The sequence below is a fragment of the Arthrobacter sp. Y-9 genome (assembly GCF_029690065.1).
Taxonomy (GTDB): Bacteria; Actinomycetota; Actinomycetes; order Actinomycetales; family Micrococcaceae; genus Arthrobacter_E.
Genome location: NZ_CP121463.1, coordinates 2,291,087 through 2,311,891 on the forward strand (window position 1 = coordinate 2,291,087; position 20,805 = coordinate 2,311,891).

Genomic DNA, 20,805 nt, shown 5'->3' on the forward strand with positions numbered 1-20,805 from the left:
CGGCTTCCCTTTTGTGAAGGATCATGGTCCTTCGGGCGGCGATCAGCGAGCGGCGGAACCGTCGACGTAGTCGGAGTCCTGCTGCTTCCACGAGAACAGGGCACGGAGGTCCTTGCCCACGGCCTCGATCGGGTGCTGCTCCGCCTTGGCGCGCAGCTCCTTGAACTCGACGGCGCCGTTGTCCTGGTCGTCGATGAAGCGCTTGGCGAAGGCGCCGTTCTGGATGTCGGCCAGGACGGCCGCCATGTTCTCCTTGACGCGCGGGTCGATGACACGCGGGCCGGAGACGTAGTCACCGAACTCGGCGGTGTCGGAGACGCTCCAGCGCTGCTTGGCGATGCCGCCCTCCCACATGAGGTCGACGATCAGCTTGAGCTCGTGCAGCACCTCGAAGTAGGCGATCTGCGGCTGGTAGCCGGCCTCGGTCAGCGTCTCGAAGCCGTACTGGACCAGCTGGGACACGCCACCGCAGAGGACGGCCTGCTCGCCGAAGAGGTCCGTCTCGGTCTCTTCGGTGAAGGTGGTCTTGATGACGCCGGCACGGGTGCCGCCGATGGCCTTGGCGTAGGACTTGGCGGTCTCCCAGGCGGTGCCGGTGGCATCCTGCTCGACGGCGATGATGTCCGGGATGCCTCGGCCGGCGACGTACTCGCGGCGCACCGTGTGGCCCGGGGCCTTCGGAGCGACGAGGATGACGTCCACGCCTTCGGGGACCTGGATGTACCCGAAGCGGATGTTGAAGCCGTGGGCGAAGGCCAGGGTCTTGCCCGCGGTCAGCTTGTCCTTGATGGAGTCGTTGTAGATCGCACGCTGGTGCTGGTCCGGCGCCAGGATCATGATGAGGTCGGCCCAGTCCGCGGCGTCGGCCACGCTCTTGACCTCGAAGCCCTCGTCCTCCGCCTTGGCGATGGACTTGGAGCCCTCCTTCAGGCCGATGACGACCTGGACGCCGGAGTCGCGCAGGTTCTGGGCGTGGGCGTGGCCCTGGGAGCCGTAGCCGACGATGGCGACCTTCTTGCCCTGGACGATCGTCAGGTCTGCATCGTCATCGTAGATCAGCTCGGTCATGGAAATTCTCCTTGGAATGGTGGGGGTGGAACGGTGTCTCGTGTGGGATTCAGGCGGACCGCAGAGCGCGGTCACTCATGGAGCGGGGTCCCCGTCCAACGGCCAAGGTGCCGGACTGCACAATCTCGCGGATGCCGAAGGGCTCCAGGACTGACAGCAGTGCTGTGATCTTCTCCGGATGACCGGTGGCCTCGATGATCAATGAGTCGGTGGACACATCGACCACGGAGGCGCGGAACAGGTCTGCGGCTTGGGTGACCTGCAGACGCGTTGCGGCATCGGCCCGTACTTTGACCAGGATATGGTCGCGCTGCACGGAAGCGTCGCTCGTGAGCTCTACGATCTTGATCACATTGATCAATTTGTTGAGCTGCTTGGTGACCTGCTCGATGAGGTCACCTTCCGCCTCGACCACCGCGGTGATGCGGGACGTGCCCGGCACCTCCGTGGGGCCGACGGCGAGGGAATTGATGTTGAAGGCCCGGCGGGCGAAGAGGCCGGAGACGCGCGTGAGCACGCCGGGCTTGTCCTCCACCAGCACGGAGAGAGTGTGACGGCTCATGATCAGTCCTCTTCTTCCCACTCGGGGGTCATGTTCCGGGCGACCTGGATCTGGTCATTGCTCACGCCGGAGGGCACCATCGGCCACACCATGGCGTTGGGGCTGACCACGAAGTCGATCACGACGGGGCGGTCGTTGATCTCCAGGGCCTTCTGGATGGTGGCGTCGATGTCCTCTTCCCGCTCACAGCGCAGCGCGGCGCAGCCGTAGGCGTCGGCGAGCTTGACGAAGTCCGGGATCCGGACGGTGTCGTGGCCCGTGTTGAGGTCGGTGTTCGAGTACCGGCCCTCATAGAACAGGGTCTGCCACTGGCGGACCATGCCCAGCGAGGAGTTGTTGATGATCGCGACCTTGATCGGGATGTTGTTGATGGCACAGGTGGCGAGTTCCTGATTGGTCATCTGGAAGCAGCCGTCGCCGTCGATCGCCCAGACCACGCGGTCCGGGTTGCCGACCTTGGCGCCCATGGCGGCCGGGACGGAGTAGCCCATGGTGCCGGCGCCGCCGGAGTTCAGCCAGGCGTGCGGGCGCTCGTACTTGATGAACTGCGCGGCCCACATCTGATGCTGGCCGACGCCTGCCACGAAGACGCCCTCGGGACCGGTCAGCTCGCCGATCCGCTGCAGCACGCGCTGCGGGGCGATCAGGCCGTCCTCCGGCTCGGTCCAGCCGAGCGGGTAGGTCTCCTTGAGGTTGTTCAGGAACGCCCACCAGGCGCCAAGGTCGGGCTTGCCGTTGGCCTCGAAGTACGCGCGGAGGACCTCGGTCAGCTCGGGGATGATCTCCTTGACACTGCCCACGATCGGCACGTCCGCGGTGCGGTTCTTGGAGATCTCGGCCGGGTCGATGTCCGCGTGGATGACCTTGGCGTTCGGTGCGAAAGTCTTCAGCACGCCGGTCACGCGGTCATCGAAACGGGCGCCGAGCGTGATGAGCAGGTCCGCCTGCTGCAGTGCGGTGACCGCGGAGACCGTGCCATGCATGCCGGGCATGCCGACGTGCTGCGGGTGGGAGTCCGGGAAGGCGCCCTTGGCCATGAGGGTGGTGACCACGGGGGCGCCGCTCAGCTCGGCGAGTTCCTTCAGCTCTTCACAGGCGTGGCCCTTGAGCACGCCGCCGCCGACGTAGAACACGGGCTTCTTGGCGGCGCCGATCAGCTTGGCGGCCTCGCGGAGCTGCTTGCTGTGACCGCGCAGCACGGGACGGTACCCGGGCAGGTCGATCTTCGGCGGCCAGGAGAACATCGTCTTGGCGACCTGGGCGTCCTTGGCGAAGTCCACCAGGACGGGGCCGGGACGGCCCGTGGAGGCGAGGTGGAAGGCCTCGGCCATGACCCGGGGGATCTCGTCCGGGTCCGTGACCAGGAACGAGTGCTTGGTGATCGGCATGGTGATGCCGACGATGTCCGCCTCCTGGAAGGCGTCCGTTCCGATCACGCCACTGCTGACCTGACCGGTGATGGCGACCATCGGCACGGAGTCCATGTGGGCGTCCATGATGGCGGTGACCAGGTTGGTGGCGCCAGGACCGGAGGTGGCGATGCACACGCCCACCTCACCGGTGACCATGGCATAGCCCTGCGCGGCGTGGCCGGCTCCCTGCTCGTGACGGACCAGGATGTGATTCAAACTGGAAGCCATCAACGGGTCGTAGGTGGGCAGGATGGCACCACCGGGCAAACCGAAAATGTCCTTGACGCCGAGTTCTTCGAGCGAGCGGACGAGTGCTTGTGAGCCGGTCATCTCCGTTGGGGGTACAACGTTGTTCGGCCCGAGGACAGGAGAGAGGGCCGCTGCGTCATCGGCAGCGGTGACGGCGCGCTCGGACTTTTCCGCATTCTTCGCGGACTTTGCAGCCAACAGCGTGGGGCTGATGGGCGATCCTTTGCTCATCGGACTCTTCCTCGTTGGTGCCCCCTGAGGGGCGATTTCGGGTGGGTGACTGGCCGTGACGTCTCTAGCAACAAAAAAACCCCTCAGCCGTGAGGCTCTTCGAGGGGTTGCGCGTGACTGACCGTTACCAGCTTGGCTTATGCCACGCGCTTGGTAAGGACTACGACGATCACGGTTTCAGTCATGGCTACAGTGTTCCCCGTGGCGCGATTTAGTGTCAACTGCCGGACGCCTCGTCTCACAATGTGGACGGCCGCGTCCGGCATGCGGGCACGACGGCGGCGGGGAGCCGCCGTCGTCGTCGCGCGAGAGCGCCGGCTAGCCGCAGTACGCCCCGGTGGACGCCGAATTGACCAGCTTGGCGTACTTCGAGAGGACGCCCGTGGTGAAGCGCGCCGGCAGCGGCGCCCAGCCCACCTTGCGGGCCGCGAGTTCTTCCTCCTCCACCAGGAGATCGAAGGACCGGGCCGCGATGTCCACCCGGATCCGGTCGCCGTCCTTGACGAAGGCGATGGGCCCGCCGTCGACCGCTTCCGGCGCGACGTGTCCGATGCAGAGCCCGGTGGTGCCGCCGGAGAAGCGCCCGTCCGTCAGCAGCAGGACGTCCTTGCCGAGGCCCGCGCCCTTGATCGCGCCGGTGATGGCGAGCATCTCGCGCATGCCGGGGCCTCCCTTGGGGCCCTCGTAGCGGATGACGACGACGTCGCCCTTCTGGATCTCGCCGCGGTCCAGCGCGTCGAGGGCGCCCTGCTCCCGCTCGAAGACGCGGGCCGTGCCTTCGAAGACCTCGGCGTCGAAACCGGCGGTCTTCACCACGGCGCCCTCCGGGGCGAGCGATCCGTGCAGGATGGTGATGCCGCCGGTCTTGTGGATCGGGTTGTCGAGGGCCCGCAGGATCTTGCCGTCGACGTCCGGCGGGTTGATCGCTTCGAGGTTCTCGGCCACGGTGCGGCCGGTGACGGTGAGGCAGTCGCCGTGCAGGAGGCCGGCGTCGAGCAGTGCCCGCATGATGACCGGCACCCCGCCGATGCGGTCGACGTCGGTCATCACATAGCGGCCGAAGGGCTTGAGGTCGCCGAGATGGGGCACCTTGTCGCCGATGCGGTTGAAGTCGTCGAGAACGAGGTCGACGCCGGCCTCCCGCGCGATCGCGAGAAGGTGCAGCACCGCGTTGGTCGAGCCGCCGAAGGCCATGGTGACGGCGATGGCGTTCTCGAACGCGGGCTTGGTCATGATGTCCCGCGCGGTGATGCCCAGCCGCAGGAGGTTGACCACGGCCTCACCGGAACGACGCGCGAAATCGTCACGACGCCGGTCGGCTGACGGCGGCGCGGCGGAACCGGGCAGGGACATCCCGAGCGCTTCGCCGATGCACGCCATGGTGTTCGCCGTGTACATGCCGCCGCATGCGCCCTCCCCCGGACAGATCGCGCGCTCGATCCGGTCCAGGTCTCCCCTGCTCATCCGGCCCGCTGCGCAGGCACCCACCGCTTCGAAGGCGTCGATGAGCGTGACTTCCTTCTCGGAGCCGTCCTCCAGGCGCACCCAGCCGGGCATGATGGAGCCCGCGTAGAGGAAGACACTCGCCAGGTTCAGGCGCGCGGCGGCCATCAGCATTCCGGGGAGCGACTTGTCGCAGCCCGCGAGAAGCACCGAGCCGTCGATCCGCTCGGCCTGCATCACGGTCTCCACCGAATCCGCGATCACCTCGCGGGAGACGAGCGAGAAGTGCATGCCGTCGTGGCCCATGGAGATCCCGTCTGAGACGGAGATCGTGCCGAACTGCATCGGGAACCCGCCTCCGGCGTGCACGCCTTCCTTCACCGCCAGGGCGAGGCGGTTGAGCGAGAGATTGCACGGGGTGATCTCATTCCAGGAACTCGCGACGCCGATCTGCGGCTTCGCGAAGTCCTCGTCGCCCATACCCACGGCGCGGAACATGCCGCGCGCCGGAGCCGCATGGATGCCGTCCGTCACCACCCGGGAACGTGGCTTGATGTCTGGAGTGGGTTCTGCGGTCATGGCATCCTCCGTCGCTCGGGAGCCTGGGCCCAGCGAGCAAGGCCCGGCACGTTGCGGCCAGTCTATGACGTGCCTCACAGAATGGCACCGGACGAGTTGCCAGCGGTCTGATTGCGACAGCGCGCGGCATCCACTCCCCCGGAAAACCGGGCCGGAAGGGCCTGCGGGACCGCTTCGAAGCTCCCCCGAGGCCCCGATTTCACTTTTGCGGAAAACTCCAGTAGAGTTCTTACTCGTTGCGGGGAACGCAGACGGGAAGAAAAGCCCGGCTGAGAAGCCACAACGATGCACCTCTAGCTCAACTGGCAGAGCAATTGACTCTTAATCAATGGGTTCCGGGTTCGAGTCCCGGGGGGTGCACCAACGAGTCCCGCTCGATCTGCTGAAAGGCATGATCGGGCGGGACTTTTTTGTACCCCGCCTCTTCGCATCCCTTAGGTGCTGCGGGAACACCGTGCGCCTGCGTTTCAGCGCCATGCAACGTGCGTCTGCACGACGCCATTCCTTGACGCGGACGCCCAGGCAACCATGTCTCGTGCGGGCACCGTGGACTGGACCTCCAGGCCCCTGATCAACGGGACGCGCCAGGCGGCGACCGCCATGAGGAACCCTGGCCACCCGAACCAGCACGTGCACGCCTCCGTCGAATGCACCCGCCGGGCCGCACTCGGCGCAGAACCACCACATTCCCGCTTCGCGGAGGTCGAGTTCTGTACGCAGATCGGCGCGCTCACCCATCCCGACTTCTGGTTCCCCACAAGGTCGGGCCGTCCCCAGAACGCTTCAACGCGCCCCGCCGCTTCGCCGGTTTCGGGCAAGCCGGCCGAACAGGCCCCATCTATTTTCAAATCGGTGTAGAAAATGCCCCCTAGGGGCGACAACAACTGTCACGTCGCGCCGGGTAGCGTGAAAAATAGCCAGTACGATCGGTCAAAAATTTCCAAGTCAACAAGCAGTTCAGGGGAGAACTACATGTCAGCACTGAAGAAGTTACTGACGGGCGCGGCAGCCGCACTCGTCGTCGCAACATCCTTGGGAGTCGCCGGACCGGCGAACGCCGCCGAGGCGAACCACCACGAGGATCCACTCGCCGTGGTCCAGCAGCAGGGCCTCATCGGCTCACCTGCCGCCACGGCGCAGAGCAAGATCGCCGCGCGAAACCTGGCGACCAAGCCCGCGACCGAGTCGAAGATCGCCCCCGTGGACCTCACGGCCTCCGTACCCGGCACCACCGCCACCGTCGAGAACGGTGTCAAGGTCAACCGCGCCCGCGGGAACGACTACGGAACCGTCATCGGCACCGGCCCGAACGGCACCAAAGCCGGGTACGTGGTGATCAACACCCCCACGGCGCCGAGCGAGTACAAGTTCATCGTCGGAGACGCCAACACCACACTGAGCCTCAATAAGGATGGCTCGGTGAACGTTACGAACGCGGCTGGCGAACAGCTGAACCAGATCCTTCCCCCCTGGGCCAAGGACGTCTCAGGGAAGTCCCTCCCCACCTCATACACGGTGTCGGGGAACACGCTCCTTCAAAAGGTCGATCACCGTGGCGCAGCGTACCCGGTCGTGGCAGACCCAGAGTTCGGATGCGGCGTCCCGTGGTGCTCAATCTACTTCGACAGGGGCGAGACCGCGGCTATCGCCTCCGGAGGTTCACTCGGGCGACAGTACATCTCTGCGGCCTGCCAAGCAGCTCCTGGCCCTGCTGCAATCGCCTGTCGGCTCGCAACGGCGTATGTGACGATTACCGCTGGCGTGGCAACGGCCCAGCAGAAGTGTGTCGGAATTATCGGCTACCCAATCCCACTTCCGCCATACGCTTCGTGGAACACGTTCGTCTACAGTGGAAGTCAATGCCACTAGTTGGGAGGCGAAGTCGTGAAGAAGGAGAATTTCCTCAAGATTCTGAAAGTCGTCATGGCGTTGATCGCGACATCCTTCGTGGGCTGGCTCGCCGGTCCACTCCTGCTCCACCCAACGGTTGAGAGGTGGTTCTACATCGCACTTATTGCGGCTGGTGGACACATCATCTACGTGGAGGGCACGAGGATGATCTTGTACTTCGCCAATAAGGAATGGCTCCGAAATTGATGAGTTTCCCATCGGGTAGGTTGTGGCGTTATAGGTCGCGCCACAAAGAGGCCCGGGTCGGCGGTTTGTCGGCCCGGGCCTCTTGCGTGCCACGGCCAGTCGATTCAAAATCTGCGGTGAGGCCGCAGCGCGGCCACCGACGTATTCCACCACACCGCCCAGCAGCCCTCGCCCCCGAGCACCCTTCCCGGGTGCCATTTCATGCCCGAAAGCCTGACCATGCCCACCCTGCTCCTCTTCCCACCGCCGCTCTGCGGACAGTGCAAACACCCCACCCACCTGAACAGGAGCTGCGTGCGGGCATGCACAACCTGCCGGCTCTGATGGCCCTTCACCGACCAACCCGTTGACACAGCACAAGGACAAAGGACATGACCTCCGCACTGTTCCCCGGCTTGGAGCCGGAGGACCCCAAAACCGCGGCGCCGCCGGACCTGCGGACCGTCAAATACGAGACCATCCACGGCGAGCACTGGATCGACGCCACTGCCATCGGGACCTACACCTGCGGCCATGCCGTGTTGCCCTTCTCACCCCGCGTGGGCCCGCACCAGGTCCGCCTCCTTGACCAGCACACCGTTCTCCGCGCTCGTCAGGCCGTACAGCATCACCCCCGGGGCGGCGTCGGCGGCGAGCGCCTCCACCTCGTCCCACAACTGCCGGCACGTTCGGCAGTCCCCGTGCGCAAGGTAGTCCGCCGGGACCCAGAAGGACACGAACGGATCGTCGGCGAAGCGGACCTTCAGCAGTACGCCTGCCGTGTAGGGCGACGACGCGGAGAACTGGCCCAGGAACTCCACCTCAGGGCTCATGCCCCGATCCATGGCGGTCCGATGCCCGAGCCGAGCAAACGGGAGATACACCGCTCCCCCGGACAAGATGTGGTCGACGGCGGCCAGCGCTTCGGTGCTGAGCCCGTCGCGATGGTCCCCGGTGAGTCGATGCGCCGTCGGCAGACGGTCGAGGAAGGAGAGGGTGCTCACGGTGTGCCGCCTTCTGGTGTGGTCCGGATCGATATGCAACGATTCGGAACCACACGTGGGAACGGATTGGAGCCGCCCGGCCCCGCGCTATTCCCGGGCCGACCCCCGCGGCGGCGGTTCACGACGGTCGCGCCACAGCCATCCCGCGATGACCACCACGGCCATCACCGAACTCGCCGTCACCAGCCCGATCTTCCACCCCGGCCTGTGGTCCGACAGCGCGTTGGTCACCGCCAGGACAATGAACACTGAACCTTGCCACCAGGCGGCTTTCTTGCAGTAGCTCATCGTGATCCTCTCGTCAGCCTCGGCCGACAGTGTCGAAGGATTCCGCTGCTGCCGGCCCAGGCGTCACGACGGCGAAACGCAGGTGGACGTCCGCGGCGTCCAGGGTCAGGGTGTCCTCCAACGACAGCGACGGCATCAAAGGAAAGGCGATGTCCTCCATTCCCGCAAAGGGTCCACCACCGGAGCTCACTGATTGCAGAGGACTCACCCTGTTGCCCGATTCATCGGACAAGATCACCCCGTCCTCCAGGAGGCTCCGCTGCGTGAGGCGCACACCTCTGGGCGTGTCCAGGTACTCCTGCCGTTCGTCGCCGACGCGCAGACGCACCAGGAGATATCCCTCCACGACTTCCACGGTCTGCACCTCGAACCCCGGACTCGAACCTTCCAGCATTTCCGTCATCAGCAGCACAGCGATCTCCCCCTGACCTTCCGGCCGCACGCGCCGTAGAGTGTGGCCATTTCCTCGCGTCGTGGGCACAGCCGCCGGACGGCGTCGTATACACGGTGCGAAGTTCGATTCAAACCGTCCTCTGATCCAAGCACGCCACCGTGACAGACGGTAGTCGCAGGGAAAGATCCACTACAGCGAGTAGCGACAACCGGCGTCCGGTTGTGAACCCGGAACCCATTGATTAAGAGTCATTTGCGGCGCCGTGCCGCGTGCCGGTGCACTCGGGATGCGTCCGGTAACGAGAGCATGCAACGATCTGTGGGAGAGGCACGGTTCCCGATGCACGCCTCCTGAGCGACGACACCTGAGAAGGAACCCCGCATGAGTGAGACCCCTGCGCTGGCACGCCGTCTCGGCACCGTCGACGCCGTGCTGATCGGGTTCGGGTCCATGATCGGCGCCGGCGTGTTCGCGGCGTTCACCCCGGCGGCCGCGGCGGCCGGGTCGGGGTTGCTGATCGGACTTCTGGTGGCCGCGTTCGTGGCCTTCTGCAATGCCAGTTCCTCGGCGCAGCTCGCCGCGGCGTATCCGGCCTCGGGCGGCAGCTACCTCTACGGCAGGGAGAGGATCGGTCCGTGGGCGGGATTCCTGGCCGGCTGGGGATTCGTGATCGGCAAGACCGCGAGCGCCGCCGCCATGGCCATGACCTTCGCCGCGTATGTGGCCCCACCCGGCTGGGAGCGCTCCGTCGCCGTCCTCGCCGTGATCGCGCTGGCCGCGGTGAACTACCACGGCATCACCCGGACCGCTCGCCTGACCCGCATTCTCATGGTCCTGGTCCTGGCCGCGCTGACCATCATCGTCGCCGCCTGCTGGACGGGCTCCTCCCCTGATCCGGGCAAGATCGCCGGAGAGGGACTCCTGGCGCACGGCTGGTACGGCATTCTGCAGTCCGCGGGGCTGCTGTTCTTCGCGTTCGCCGGGTACGCCCGGATCGCGACCCTGAGCGAGGAAGTCCGCGAACCCCGGCGGACCATCCCCCGCGCCATCCTCATCGCCCTGGCGGTGACCGCCGTCGTCTACGCGACGGTCGCCGTCACGCTGCTCGCGACGCTTGGACCGTCGGGCGTCGCCGCGGAACCCGCGCCGCTCGCCGCCGCCGTCGCGTCGGGAAACGCCGATTGGGCGACGCCGGTCGTGCGCGCGGGAGCGGCGGTCGCCGCACTCGGGGCGCTCCTCGCCCTCATCGCCGGTCTCGGACGGACGAGTCTGGCGATGGCCCGGGAACACGACCTGCCCCACTGGCTCGCGGCCGTGCACCCCCGGTACCGGGTGCCGCACCGGGCCGAGGTGACGGTCGCCGTCGCGATCTGCGGGATCATCGCGGTGGCGGATCTCCGTGGGGCGATCGGCTTCTCCTCGTTCGGTGTGCTGATCTACTACCTCGTGGCCAACGTCGCCGCTTACACCCAGAACGGCGCCGACCGTCGGTACCCGCGCGTGTTCCAAGTGCTCGGGGCACTGGCCTGCGTCGCACTGGCCGCGACCCTTCCGCTGCCGTCCGTCGTGGCCGGGGCGGCGGTCTTCGCCGTCGGCATCATCCTGCGAGGGATCCGGCTCGCTCGGGCCTCTTGAAGCCGTCCTCCCACGGGGGACCCGTCTGATTAGGGCGCCCCTGGCCCGGACTTATAGGCTGAAAGTCACCGACGGCGCCGCGCAGCAGGCGCCGTCGCCCCCGGATCACCGCTTCAAGGAGGAGACCCTTGCCCACGTCCACCACTCCGCGCCTCACGCCGGGAACACCGGCTCCGGACTTCACGCTGAAGAACGCCCAGGGCGACGACGTCACGCTCTCCTCGCTCCGCGGCCAGCGGGTCATCCTCTTCTTCTACCCGCAGGCCGACACCCCGGCCTGTGCGCAGCAGGCGTGCGACTTCCGCGACAACCTGGCACGTTTCGGTCAGGAGGGCTACACGGTCCTGGGCATCTCCCCGGACCCGGTGGACAAGCTCGCAGCCTGGGACCAGCGGGAGCACTTCGGCTACACGATGCTCGCCGATGAAGGCCACCTCGTGGCGGACCGCTACGCCGTGTGGGGCGAGAAGCTCAACTACGGCAAGCCGTACCAGGGGATCATCCGCAGCACGTTCGTGATCGACGAGGAAGGGAACGTCGCGGTGGCCCAGTACAACGTGCGCGCCAAGGGCCACGTGGCCAAGCTGCGCCGGGACCTCAAGCTCCCCGCCTGAACGGGTGTGGGCCCTGAGGCGGCGGTCCGTGGCCGCCGCATCAGGACCCACATCACGCAATTCGCTGAGCCGACTCCCCTGCGATTGCGTCTAGACTTGAGCGTGGCGTTCAGCGCCGCACAACACCAGCGCGAGTGGTGAAATTGGCAGACACGCAGGATTTAGGTTCCTGTGCCTTCGGGCGTGTGGGTTCAAGTCCCACCTTGCGCACCAGTGACACAGCATGACCCCAGAACACCAAGCAGTCCACGGGCCGCCGGACAGCCGGCGGCCTTTCCACACGTGAGGTGATGAAGCCAGTGGCCCCAGCCCGCTCCGTCCGTGTTCCGCGCACGCGGCGCCTGCTGGCGGCCGCCAGTGCCGCCGCCGTCCTTCTCAGTGGCTGTACGCCCACTGCGACGCCCGAGCCGAGCAGCAGCTCCTCCACCGCTCCCAGCAAGGCGTTCCGCTTCGGAACCCCGGCGCCGCCCGTGGGCCTCGATCCGGCGCTCACCTCCGATCTCGAGTCCTACCGGGTGACCCGGCAGGTGCTGGAAGGTCTCCTGACCGTCGACGCCATCACGGGCAAGCCCGCGCCGTCCCTCGCCACTGAATGGAAGGCGTCCGACGACGGTCTGCGCTACGACTTCACCCTCCGCCAGGGTGTGAGCTTCCAGGACGGGACCCCCTTCAACGCCCAGGCCGTCTGCGCCAATTTCCAGCGCTGGTACAAGCTGAGCCCTGCCCTCCGCAAGGAAAGCAGCGCGACCTTCGGCACGATCTTCCGGGGCTATTCGGACGAACCGGCCAAGTCGATCTACCGGGGCTGCACCACCAAGGACGCCCATCACGTCTCGATCGACCTGTCGGAGCCCTTCACCGGTTTCCTCCAGTCGCTCACGATGCCGTCGCTGGCGATCTCCTCCCCCAAGGCCCTCACTGAAGGCAAGGCCGACGCCCTCACACAGACCAAGGCCGGCACCAAGGTGTCCGCGTACGGCACCCACCCCGTGGGGACCGGGCCCTTCCAGTTCGCGTCCTGGGACGACTCCGAGGTCACGCTCAAGGCCAACCCGCGGTACTGGGGTGACCGCGGCGAGATCGGCACCGTGACGTTCCGCGTCATCTCCCACCCGGAAGTGCGCCGCGAAGCCCTCGACAAGGGTGAGATCGACGCCTACGACAACATCACCGTGGACACCATGGAGGCCCTGGTCAAGAAGGGTCAGCAGGTCGTCCAGCGCGACCCCTTCTCCGTGATGTACCTGGGCATGAACCAGTCCGTGGCCCCGTTGAACAATCTCAAGGTCCGGCAGGCCATCGAGTACGCCGTGGACAAGAACACGATCGTGCGGCGCTTCTACCTGGACGGCACCGCCCAGGCGACGCAGTTCGTCCCACCCCGGCTGTCCGGTTTCAACAACGGGGCCCCTGCGCTCGGCTACGACCCGAACAAGGCCAAGGCCCTCCTCAAGGAGGCCAACTACGACGGCAAGCCCATCCCGTTCTACTACCCGGTGAACGTGACCCGGGCGTACCTGCCGTCCCCGGAGAAGGTCTACGCGGAGATCGCCCGTGAGCTGACCGCCGTCGGCCTGGTGATCAAGCCGGTGCCCGTCCCCTGGACGGAGGGCTACGCGCAGAAGGTGACCTCGCCGGGAAACCACGGCCTTCACCTGTTCGGCTGGAACGGCTCGTACGCCGATCCGGACAACTTCCTCTCCCCGCTTTTCGGCTCCACCCGCAGTGAGTTCGGTTACACCGATGCGGACCTCTTCAAGGACATCGCACGTGCCCGCACCCTCCCGGACGGGGACGAGCGCTCCACGCTCTACCGCTCCATCAACGAGCGGATCGCCAAGGCGCTGCCCGCCCTCCCCATCGCCTATCCGATCTCGGCTCTGGCGATGTCGGACCGCGTGGTGAGCTACCCTTCGTCCCCCGTTCTGAACGAAGTCTTTTCGAAGGTAAAACTCAAAGGATAACTCTCAGGGGCAATTTTTGATAGAGACCGCCAGGGGATATTCTGCTACTGCCCAATGTTGCTGCAATCGGAGTTCACTGTGACCTTCATTTCCAAGACTTCCTCCGCCGACGTCGTCCTCATCGGTGGAGGCATCATGAGCGCCACCCTCGGTGCGTTCCTCAAGCAGCTCCAGCCGGACTGGTCGATCGTGCTCTATGAGCGCCTCGACCAGGCGGGCCTGGAAAGCTCCGATCCCTGGAACAACGCGGGCACCGGCCACTCCGCCTTCTGCGAGCTGAACTACATGCCGCAGGCCAAGGACGGCTCCGTGAACCCGGCCAAGGCACTCGGCATCGCCGAGGGATTCCAGCTCTCCCGCCAGTTCTGGTCCCACCTGGTGTCCGAGCAGCTCATCGGCTCCCCCAAGGGCTTCATCAACACCGTGCCGCACATGAGCTTCGTGCTCGGTGACGAGCACTCCGATTACCTCAAGAAGCGCTACGAGGCCCTCAAGCCGCACCCGCTCTTCTCCACCATGGAGCACAGCGAGGACGCCGCGACCATCGGGGGCTGGGCACCCCTGGTGATGGAAGGCCGTCAGCCGGGCCGCTTCGCCGCCACCCGCGTGGCCGAGGGCACCGACGTCGACTTCGGCGCCCTGAGCCGCGAGCTCACCGCGTACCTGGAGCGCTCCGGCGTGGAGGTCAACTACTTCCACGACGTCACCGACCTGGAGCGACTCTCCTTCGGCCGCGGCTGGAAGGTCTCCACCCGCCACTTGGGATCGAACGAGCGCGGCAGCATCGACGCCAAGTTCGTGTTCGTGGGAGCCGGCGGCGGCGCACTGCACCTGCTCCAGGCCTCCGGCATCCCCGAATCCAAGGGCTACGGCGGATTCCCGGTCTCCGGCAAGTTCTTCCGCTGCACCGACGAGACCGTCACCGCCCAGCACAACGCCAAGGTGTACGGCCAGGCCTCCGTGGGCGCCCCGCCCATGTCCGTGCCGCACCTCGACACCCGCTACGTGGGCGGCCAGCGCTCCCTGCTGTTCGGCCCGTACGGCGGCTTCTCCACCAACTTCCTCAAGAACGGCTCCTACTGGGACCTCCCCGGCAGCGTGCGTCCCAACAACATCGTGCCGATGCTGGGCGTCGCCAAGGACAACCTGGACCTGGTCGCGTACCTGGTCAAGGAGGTCACCAAGAGCCACGGCGCCAAGGTCGAGGCCCTGCGCGAGTACTACCCCGAAGCCGACGGCGACAAGTGGGAGCTCATCACGGCCGGCCAGCGCGTGCAGATCATCAAGAAGGACCCGAAGCGCGGCGGCGCCCTGCAGTTCGGCACCGAGGTCATCACGAGCCGTGACGGCTCGATCGGCGCCCTGCTCGGCGCCTCCCCCGGAGCCTCCACCGCGGTCCCGATCATGCTCGAGCTCCTCAAGCGCTCCTTCCCCGCGCAGTTCAAGGGCTGGGAAGGCAAGATCAAGGAGATGCTCCCCGGCTACGGCGTGCGCCTGAACGACAACCCTGAACTGGCCCGCGAGCTGGCAACCCACACCGCCACCGTGCTCCAGCTGGACGAGGCGAATACCGTCAGGACCGCACAGTAAGATTGCCCTCAGCAACAGTGTTTGGCAGCGCGGGTCCTTGAACCCGTGATGAACCCCCGCCCTGTGGCGGGGGTTCTCTGCATTCACGGCCGAGTCCCGCACTGACCGTTCCTGCTCAAGGAGTACCGTGTTCCGCCTCTCCCAGCTCTCTCTCGCCAACAGGGCCCTGATCGCGCTGATCACGGTGTTCGCCGCGGTGTTCGGCGTCATCACGATGGGCTCTCTCAAGCAGGAGCTCATCCCGTCGATCGAGTTCCCCCAGATCTCCGTGCTCAGCACCATGCCGGGCGCCTCCGCCGAAGTGGTGGACAAGCAGGTGGGCGAGCCCCTGGAGCAGGCCCTGGGCGGCGTGGAGGCGGTCGAGTCGACCACCTCCACCTCCCGCAGCGGCGTCTCCACGGTGAGCCTCAAGTTCGCCTACGGCACCAATCTGGACCGGGCCCGCAACCAGGTGGACCGCGCGATCTCCAGCGCCAAGCGCAACCTGCCGGCCGACGTCGACCCTCAGTCTTACGCGGGCAACATCAACGACTTCCCGGTCGTCTATCTGGCGGTGTCCTCGGACCAGCCGCTGAGCGTGCTCAGCGAGCAGCTGAACCGCCTGAGCGTGCCGCGCCTGCTCAAGCTCGACGGCGTGCGCGGCGCCGAAGTCAGCGGCGCCACCGGTCAGTACGTCTCGATCCTGCCGCAGGCCGGAGCGCTCGCCCAGCGTGGCCTCAGCGCCCAGTCGATCCGCCAGGCCCTCAAGGACAACGGCTCCGTCATCCCGGTCGGAACCATCACCGAGCAGGGCAAGGAGCTGTCCCTGCAGGTCGGCACGCGCGTGGACACCCTGGACGCCGTGAAGGCGCTCCCGCTCGCGGGTGCGAACACGCCGACCACGATCGGCGACATCGCCCAGGTCCAGCTCAAGGACAACCCGGCCACCTCCATCACGCGCACCAACGGCGTGCAGACGCTCGCGCTCTCCGTCACGAAGAAGCCCGAAGCGGACACCGTGGCGCTCTCCCACGCGGTGCGCGATGCGATCCCGGCGCTGCAGGACGAGCTCGGTCACGGCGCCAAGTTCACCTCGGTCTTCGACCAGGCGCCCTTCATCGAGAAGTCCATCAAGGACCTCACCACGGAAGGCCTTCTGGGCCTCGGATTCGCCGTGGTGATCATCCTGCTGTTCCTGCTCTCCGTGCGGTCCACGCTGGTCACGGCCATCTCGATCCCGCTCTCCCTGCTCATCACCTTCATCGGTCTCGGGGCGGCCAAGTACTCCCTGAACATCCTGACGCTCGGCGCCCTGACCATCGCGATCGGACGTGTGGTGGACGACTCGATCGTGGTGATCGAGAACATCAAGCGGCACCTCAGTTACGGCGAGGACAAGAAGACGGCCATCCTGACCGCCATCCGCGAGGTGGCCGGGGCCGTGACCGCCTCCACCCTCACCACGGTGGCCGTGTTCCTGCCGATCGCGTTCGTGGGCGACATCGCGGGCGAGCTGTTCCGGCCTTTCGCCCTCACGGTGACCATCGCCCTGCTGGCCTCGCTCTTCGTCTCCCTCACCATCGTCCCGGTGCTCGCCTACTGGTTCCTGAAGTCGGGGAACGTCCACGGCCGCGAGCAGGCGGAGATCGAGCGGGAGGCCCACGCCAAGGAGGAGCGCTCCTGGCTCGCCCGTGGCTACGTCCCCGTCCTGCACGCCACTCAGCGCCATCCCGTCATCACCCTGGTCTCCGCCGTCGTGATCCTGGTGGCGACCTTCGCCATGACCCCGTTGCTGCCCACCAACCTGCTGGGCGACTCGGGCCAGAACAGCTTCACCATCCGGCAGTCCCTGCCCGCGGGCACCACCCTCGACGATTCCAGCAAGGCCGCGGCGAAGGTGGAGAGCGCGCTCAAGGACGTCGACGGCGTCAAGGACGTCCAGGTCATCCTCGGCAACGCCGGGACCGGGTACGGCGCCATGGTCTCCAGCGGCTCGTCGGACGCCAACTTCACGGTGACCACGGATGAGAAGAAGAACCAGCTGAAGCTCCAGGACGCCGCACGGGCCAAGCTCAACGACCTGAAGGACGCGGGCAAGCTCACGATCGGCTCGCAACAGGGCGGCTTCGGCAGCTCGAACACGGTCGACGTGACCATCCGCTCGGGCGACTCGGACGCCCTCGCCAAGGCCTCCCAGCAGCTCGTCACAGCCTTCGGCGACGTGCCGAACACCACCTCCGTGACCAGCAACCTGGCGTCCTCCTACCCCGTGGTCCAGGTGGAGGTGAACCGGGCCAAGGCCGCGGCGCTGGGCCTTTCGGAGCAGCAGATCGGAGGCCTGCTGGCCAGCGCGTCCAACCCGCCGCTCGATGTGAAGCTGCGCCTCGGCGTCACGGACTACTCCGTCCGCGTGGGCGAGGCCCAGCCGTTCCGCAGCATCCAGGAGCTCAAGGACAGCAAGATCCCGGGCACTCCGCTGACGCTCTCCGCGGTGGCCGACGTCCAGCAGGTCAACGTGCCGTCCAGCATCACCAGCAGCAACGGCCAGCGCACCGCCGTCGTCTCGGTCACCCCGGACGGCAGCAACCTGGGCGCGGTCAGCACGGAGGTGCAGAAGCGTCTGGCGTCCATCAAGCTCCCGGCCGGCACGACGGCGGCCGTGGGCGGCGCCACGACGCAACAGGCCGACTCCTTCCGTCAGCTGGGGCTGGCGCTGCTGGCCGCCGTCGCGATCGTCTACGTGATCATGGTGGCGACGTTCAAGTCCCTGGTCCAGCCGCTCATCCTGCTCGTCTCGATCCCGTTCGCCGCGACCGGTGCCATCGGCCTGCTCCTCGTGTCCCGCGTGCCGCTCGGCCTGCCGTCCCTGATCGGCATGCTCATGCTCGTGGGCATCGTGGTCACGAACGCGATCGTGCTGATCGACCTCATCAACCAGTACCGGAGGGCGGAGCCGGGCCGTGAGGCGATGTCCGTGGCGGACGCGATCGAACACGGCGCCCGCCGCCGTCTGCGGCCGATCCTGATGACGGCGGCGGCCACGGTGTTCGCCCTGACCCCGATGGCGCTCGGACTGACCGGCGGTGGCGGTTTCATCTCGCAGCCGCTGGCGATCGTGGTGATCGGCGGGCTCGTGTCCTCCACGCTCCTCACCCTGATCCTGGTGCCGGTCCTCTACCGCCTCGTCGAGGGGCGGCGGGAACGGCGTCAGGAACGGAAGCAGGAGCACCACCGGCACGTGGCCATCCAGGACTGACTCGTTCGCCCAGGACTGACCTGGGGAATCTCCGCACGACCCGGCCCGTCCGGGGCCTCGGCTGCATGCCGGCGCCCCGGGCGGGCCGCTCCGTTCCGGTTCCGGATCCCCCGGGAATAGATCCTGACCTTCCAGCGCTGACACGAGTGAAATTAGATGCAAATGCATATAATTTGGTAGAGTTGGACGTGGCCAAGGAGGCAGCAATGCAATTCGGAATCTTCACCGTGAGTGACATCACCACGGACCCCACCACGGGCACCACCCCCACGGAGCACGAGCGGATCAAGGCGACGGTCGAGATCGCCAAGAAGGCCGAGGACGTGGGCCTGGACGTGTTCGCGCTCGGCGAGCACCACAACCGCCCGTTCTTCTCCAGCTCCCCCACCACCACGCTCGCGTACATCGCGGCGCAGACGGAGAAGCTCATCCTCTCCACGTCCACCACGCTCATCACCACGAATGACCCGGTGAAGATCGCCGAGGACTTCGCGATGCTGCAGCACGTGGCCGACGGCCGTGTGGACCTCATGCTGGGCCGCGGCAACACCCCGCCGGTCTACCCCTGGTTCGGCAAGAACATCCAGGACGGAGTGAACCTGGCGATCGAGAACTACAGCCTGCTGCGTGAGCTGTGGGACAAGGACATCGTCAACTGGCAGGGCAAGTTCCGCACCCCGCTGCAGAACTTCACCTCCACCCCGCGTCCGCTGGACGACGTCGCGCCGTTCGTCTGGCACGGTTCCATCCGCACCCCGCAGATCGCCGAGCTGGCGGCCTACTTCGGTGACGGATTCTTCGCCAACAACATCTTCTGGCCGAAGGAGCACTTCCAGCGGCTGATCGCCCTGTACCGCGAGCGCTACGAGCACTACGGCCACGGCACGGCGGAGCAGGCCATCGTGGGTCTCGGCGGACAGTTCTTCATGCGCCGGAACTCCCAGGACGCCGTCCGCGAATTCCGCCCGTACTTCGACAACGCCCCCGTCTACGGCCACGGACCGTCCCTGGAGGACTTCACCTCGCAGACGCCGCTCACCGTGGGCAGCCCGCAGGAGGTCATCGAGAAGACCCTGAGCTTCCGTGAGACCTTCGGCGACTACCAGCGCCAGCTCTTCCTGGTGGACCACGCCGGTCTTCCGCTGAAGACGGTCCTGGAGCAGCTGGACCTGCTCGGTGAGATCCTGCCGGAGCTCCGCAAGGGCTTCGCCGAAGGCCGTCCCGCCACCGTGCCGGACGCCCCGACGCACGCCTCGCTCGTGGCCGCCAAGGAGGCCAAGCAGGCCGAGAGTGAGGGCGCGGGCCAGGACGAACCGGCCGGGCAGGTCGCGACGTCATGAGCAAGGCACCGCACGTCCGCACGGCCGCCGCCACCTGGGAGTCCCTCTTCCGGGCCCAGGTGGCGGTCATGCGGCGCCTCAATGAGGCTCCCGCCTTCAGGCAGGTCGGCGTCTCCCACAAGGTCAGCGTGAAGGAGTACGACGTCCTGTTCACGCTCAGCCGCTGCCCGGAGGGCTGGCTGCGCCTGCACGAGATCAACGATCGCGTGCTCCTCAGCCAGTCGAGCCTGAGCCGACTGGTGGAGCGCCTGCAGAACCGTGGGCTGATCGAGCGTCAGACCGCGCCGGACGACGGCCGGGGCATCCTGATCCGCCTCACGCCGGAAGGCCGCGCGGTGCAGAAGGAGATCGGCCGGGCGCACGTCCGGGACATCGCCGCCGTCGTGGGTCCGGCCCTCACGGAGGACGAGATGGCCGACCTCATGCGCCTGACCGAGAAGCTGCGGCAGGGGCTCGGGCACCCGGAATAGGGCCCGGCCCGCCGCACGACCGGTGGTGGCCGACCAGGAAATCCCCAGCCACCGCACAGCAATCCACCGGCACGCCACAGGGTGCCGTGAAAGACTGAGGGCATGAGCAGCAGCACCACCGGGACCGTCGGAAGCACGGCCGCCGCGGAGCCCGGACCCGGGTCGCCGGCGGCCGTCGCCGTGACGGGTGAAGCCGGTGGCGGCTCCGCGGCGCGACCCACGACGGCGGCCTCCCGCCTCTGGGGCCAGATCGGCCGGTTCACGGTGGTCGGCGTCCTGTGCACGGCGGCGTCGATCGGCCTGTACGCGCTGCTGCGCCCCTCCGTCGGCCCCCAGTGGGCCAACGCGCTCGCTCTCGTCTCGACGTCGATCCTCAACACGGCCCTGAACCGCGCCGCCACGTTCCGCATCCAGGGCGGACAGGGCGCGGCCCGGGATCACGCACGCGGACTCCTCGTGATGGGCATCGCCTGGGTCATCACGGCGTCCAGCCTGGCCCTGCTGCACTGGCTCCAGCCCGAGGCGACCGTCACCGAGGAACTCTGGACCACCACCCTGGCCGGGTTCCTGGCCACGGTGGTCCGGTTCACCCTGTTCCGGCAGTGGATCTTCCGCCGCGCACGGAGCGCCTGAACACGGAGCGCCTGAACT

At 66.9% G+C, this 20,805-nt stretch carries 17 protein-coding genes and 2 tRNA genes; 12 read left to right on the forward strand and 7 right to left on the reverse strand.

Features of this window, described 5'->3' with window-relative positions; all coding sequences use genetic code 11:
- Positions 1–42: 42 nt before the first annotated feature.
- The 4 genes from ilvC to ilvD all read right to left on the reverse strand — a co-directional run bounded on the left by ilvC (position 43) and on the right by ilvD (position 5,544).
- Positions 43–1,068 (reverse strand): ketol-acid reductoisomerase, encoded by a 1,026-nt coding sequence (ilvC, locus tag P9849_RS10295; RefSeq protein ID WP_066210821.1) that lies wholly within the window; start codon positions 1,066–1,068, stop codon positions 43–45.
- A 49-nt stretch (positions 1,069–1,117) separates the two neighbouring features.
- Complete coding sequence (gene ilvN / locus P9849_RS10300; RefSeq protein WP_066210822.1) at positions 1,118–1,630, reverse strand: acetolactate synthase small subunit; 513 nt, start codon at positions 1,628–1,630, stop codon at positions 1,118–1,120.
- A gap of 2 nt (positions 1,631–1,632) precedes the next feature.
- On the reverse strand, positions 1,633–3,522 hold the full coding sequence (locus P9849_RS10305) for an acetolactate synthase large subunit (RefSeq protein ID WP_278266714.1): 1,890 nt from the start codon (positions 3,520–3,522) through the stop codon (positions 1,633–1,635).
- A gap of 318 nt (positions 3,523–3,840) precedes the next feature.
- The gene (ilvD, locus tag P9849_RS10310; RefSeq protein ID WP_278266715.1) at positions 3,841–5,544 is read right to left on the reverse strand and encodes a dihydroxy-acid dehydratase; all 1,704 of its coding nucleotides are present in this window, start codon (positions 5,542–5,544) and stop codon (positions 3,841–3,843) included.
- 287 nt (positions 5,545–5,831) lie between these two features.
- On the opposite strand from ilvD, the gene P9849_RS10315 reads away from it, so the two are divergent.
- The 3 genes from P9849_RS10315 to P9849_RS10325 all read left to right on the forward strand — a co-directional run bounded on the left by P9849_RS10315 (position 5,832) and on the right by P9849_RS10325 (position 7,641).
- Positions 5,832–5,907 (forward strand) — tRNA-Lys (locus tag P9849_RS10315).
- A 609-nt stretch (positions 5,908–6,516) separates the two neighbouring features.
- Positions 6,517–7,413, forward strand: a complete 897-nt coding sequence (locus P9849_RS10320; RefSeq protein WP_278266716.1) for a hypothetical protein — start codon at positions 6,517–6,519, stop codon at positions 7,411–7,413.
- 15 nt (positions 7,414–7,428) lie between these two features.
- On the forward strand, positions 7,429–7,641 hold the full coding sequence (locus tag P9849_RS10325; protein WP_278266717.1) for a hypothetical protein: 213 nt from the start codon (positions 7,429–7,431) through the stop codon (positions 7,639–7,641).
- Between the two features lie 530 nt (positions 7,642–8,171).
- Here the strand turns inward: P9849_RS10325 and P9849_RS10330 are convergent.
- From P9849_RS10330 to P9849_RS10340, 3 genes are all read right to left on the reverse strand, one after another.
- On the reverse strand, positions 8,172–8,624 hold the full coding sequence (locus tag P9849_RS10330) for a hypothetical protein (RefSeq protein ID WP_278266718.1): 453 nt from the start codon (positions 8,622–8,624) through the stop codon (positions 8,172–8,174).
- A gap of 87 nt (positions 8,625–8,711) precedes the next feature.
- Complete coding sequence (locus P9849_RS10335; protein WP_278266719.1) at positions 8,712–8,912, reverse strand: hypothetical protein; 201 nt, start codon at positions 8,910–8,912, stop codon at positions 8,712–8,714.
- 13 nt (positions 8,913–8,925) lie between these two features.
- Positions 8,926–9,324 carry a hypothetical protein gene (locus P9849_RS10340; protein WP_278266720.1) on the reverse strand — a complete coding sequence of 133 codons (399 nt, stop codon included), beginning with the start codon at positions 9,322–9,324 and terminating at the stop codon, positions 8,926–8,928.
- 363 nt (positions 9,325–9,687) lie between these two features.
- On the opposite strand from P9849_RS10340, the gene P9849_RS10345 reads away from it, so the two are divergent.
- The 9 genes from P9849_RS10345 to P9849_RS10385 all read left to right on the forward strand — a co-directional run bounded on the left by P9849_RS10345 (position 9,688) and on the right by P9849_RS10385 (position 20,787).
- A complete protein-coding gene (locus tag P9849_RS10345; protein WP_278266721.1) occupies positions 9,688–10,941 on the forward strand; it encodes an APC family permease in 1,254 nt (417 codons plus the stop codon).
- A 128-nt stretch (positions 10,942–11,069) separates the two neighbouring features.
- Positions 11,070–11,555 carry a thioredoxin-dependent thiol peroxidase gene (gene bcp / locus P9849_RS10350; RefSeq protein ID WP_278266722.1) on the forward strand — a complete coding sequence of 162 codons (486 nt, stop codon included), beginning with the start codon at positions 11,070–11,072 and terminating at the stop codon, positions 11,553–11,555.
- Between the two features lie 128 nt (positions 11,556–11,683).
- A tRNA-Leu gene (locus P9849_RS10355) sits at positions 11,684–11,768 on the forward strand.
- Positions 11,769–11,854: 86 nt separating this feature from the next.
- A complete protein-coding gene (locus tag P9849_RS10360; RefSeq protein ID WP_278266723.1) occupies positions 11,855–13,519 on the forward strand; it encodes an ABC transporter substrate-binding protein in 1,665 nt (554 codons plus the stop codon).
- A 78-nt stretch (positions 13,520–13,597) separates the two neighbouring features.
- A complete protein-coding gene (locus tag P9849_RS10365) occupies positions 13,598–15,109 on the forward strand; it encodes a malate:quinone oxidoreductase (protein ID WP_278266724.1) in 1,512 nt (503 codons plus the stop codon).
- A 127-nt stretch (positions 15,110–15,236) separates the two neighbouring features.
- Positions 15,237–18,344, forward strand: a complete 3,108-nt coding sequence (locus P9849_RS10370; RefSeq protein ID WP_278266725.1) for an efflux RND transporter permease subunit — start codon at positions 15,237–15,239, stop codon at positions 18,342–18,344.
- 206 nt (positions 18,345–18,550) lie between these two features.
- Positions 18,551–19,684 (forward strand): LLM class flavin-dependent oxidoreductase, encoded by a 1,134-nt coding sequence (locus P9849_RS10375; protein WP_278266726.1) that lies wholly within the window; start codon positions 18,551–18,553, stop codon positions 19,682–19,684.
- A complete protein-coding gene (locus P9849_RS10380; protein WP_278266727.1) occupies positions 19,681–20,154 on the forward strand; it encodes a MarR family winged helix-turn-helix transcriptional regulator in 474 nt (157 codons plus the stop codon). Before P9849_RS10375 ends, P9849_RS10380 begins: the two co-directional genes overlap by 4 nt.
- A 102-nt stretch (positions 20,155–20,256) precedes the next feature.
- Positions 20,257–20,787 carry a GtrA family protein gene (locus tag P9849_RS10385; protein WP_278266728.1) on the forward strand — a complete coding sequence of 177 codons (531 nt, stop codon included), beginning with the start codon at positions 20,257–20,259 and terminating at the stop codon, positions 20,785–20,787.
- The last annotated feature ends 18 nt before the right edge of the window (positions 20,788–20,805 follow it).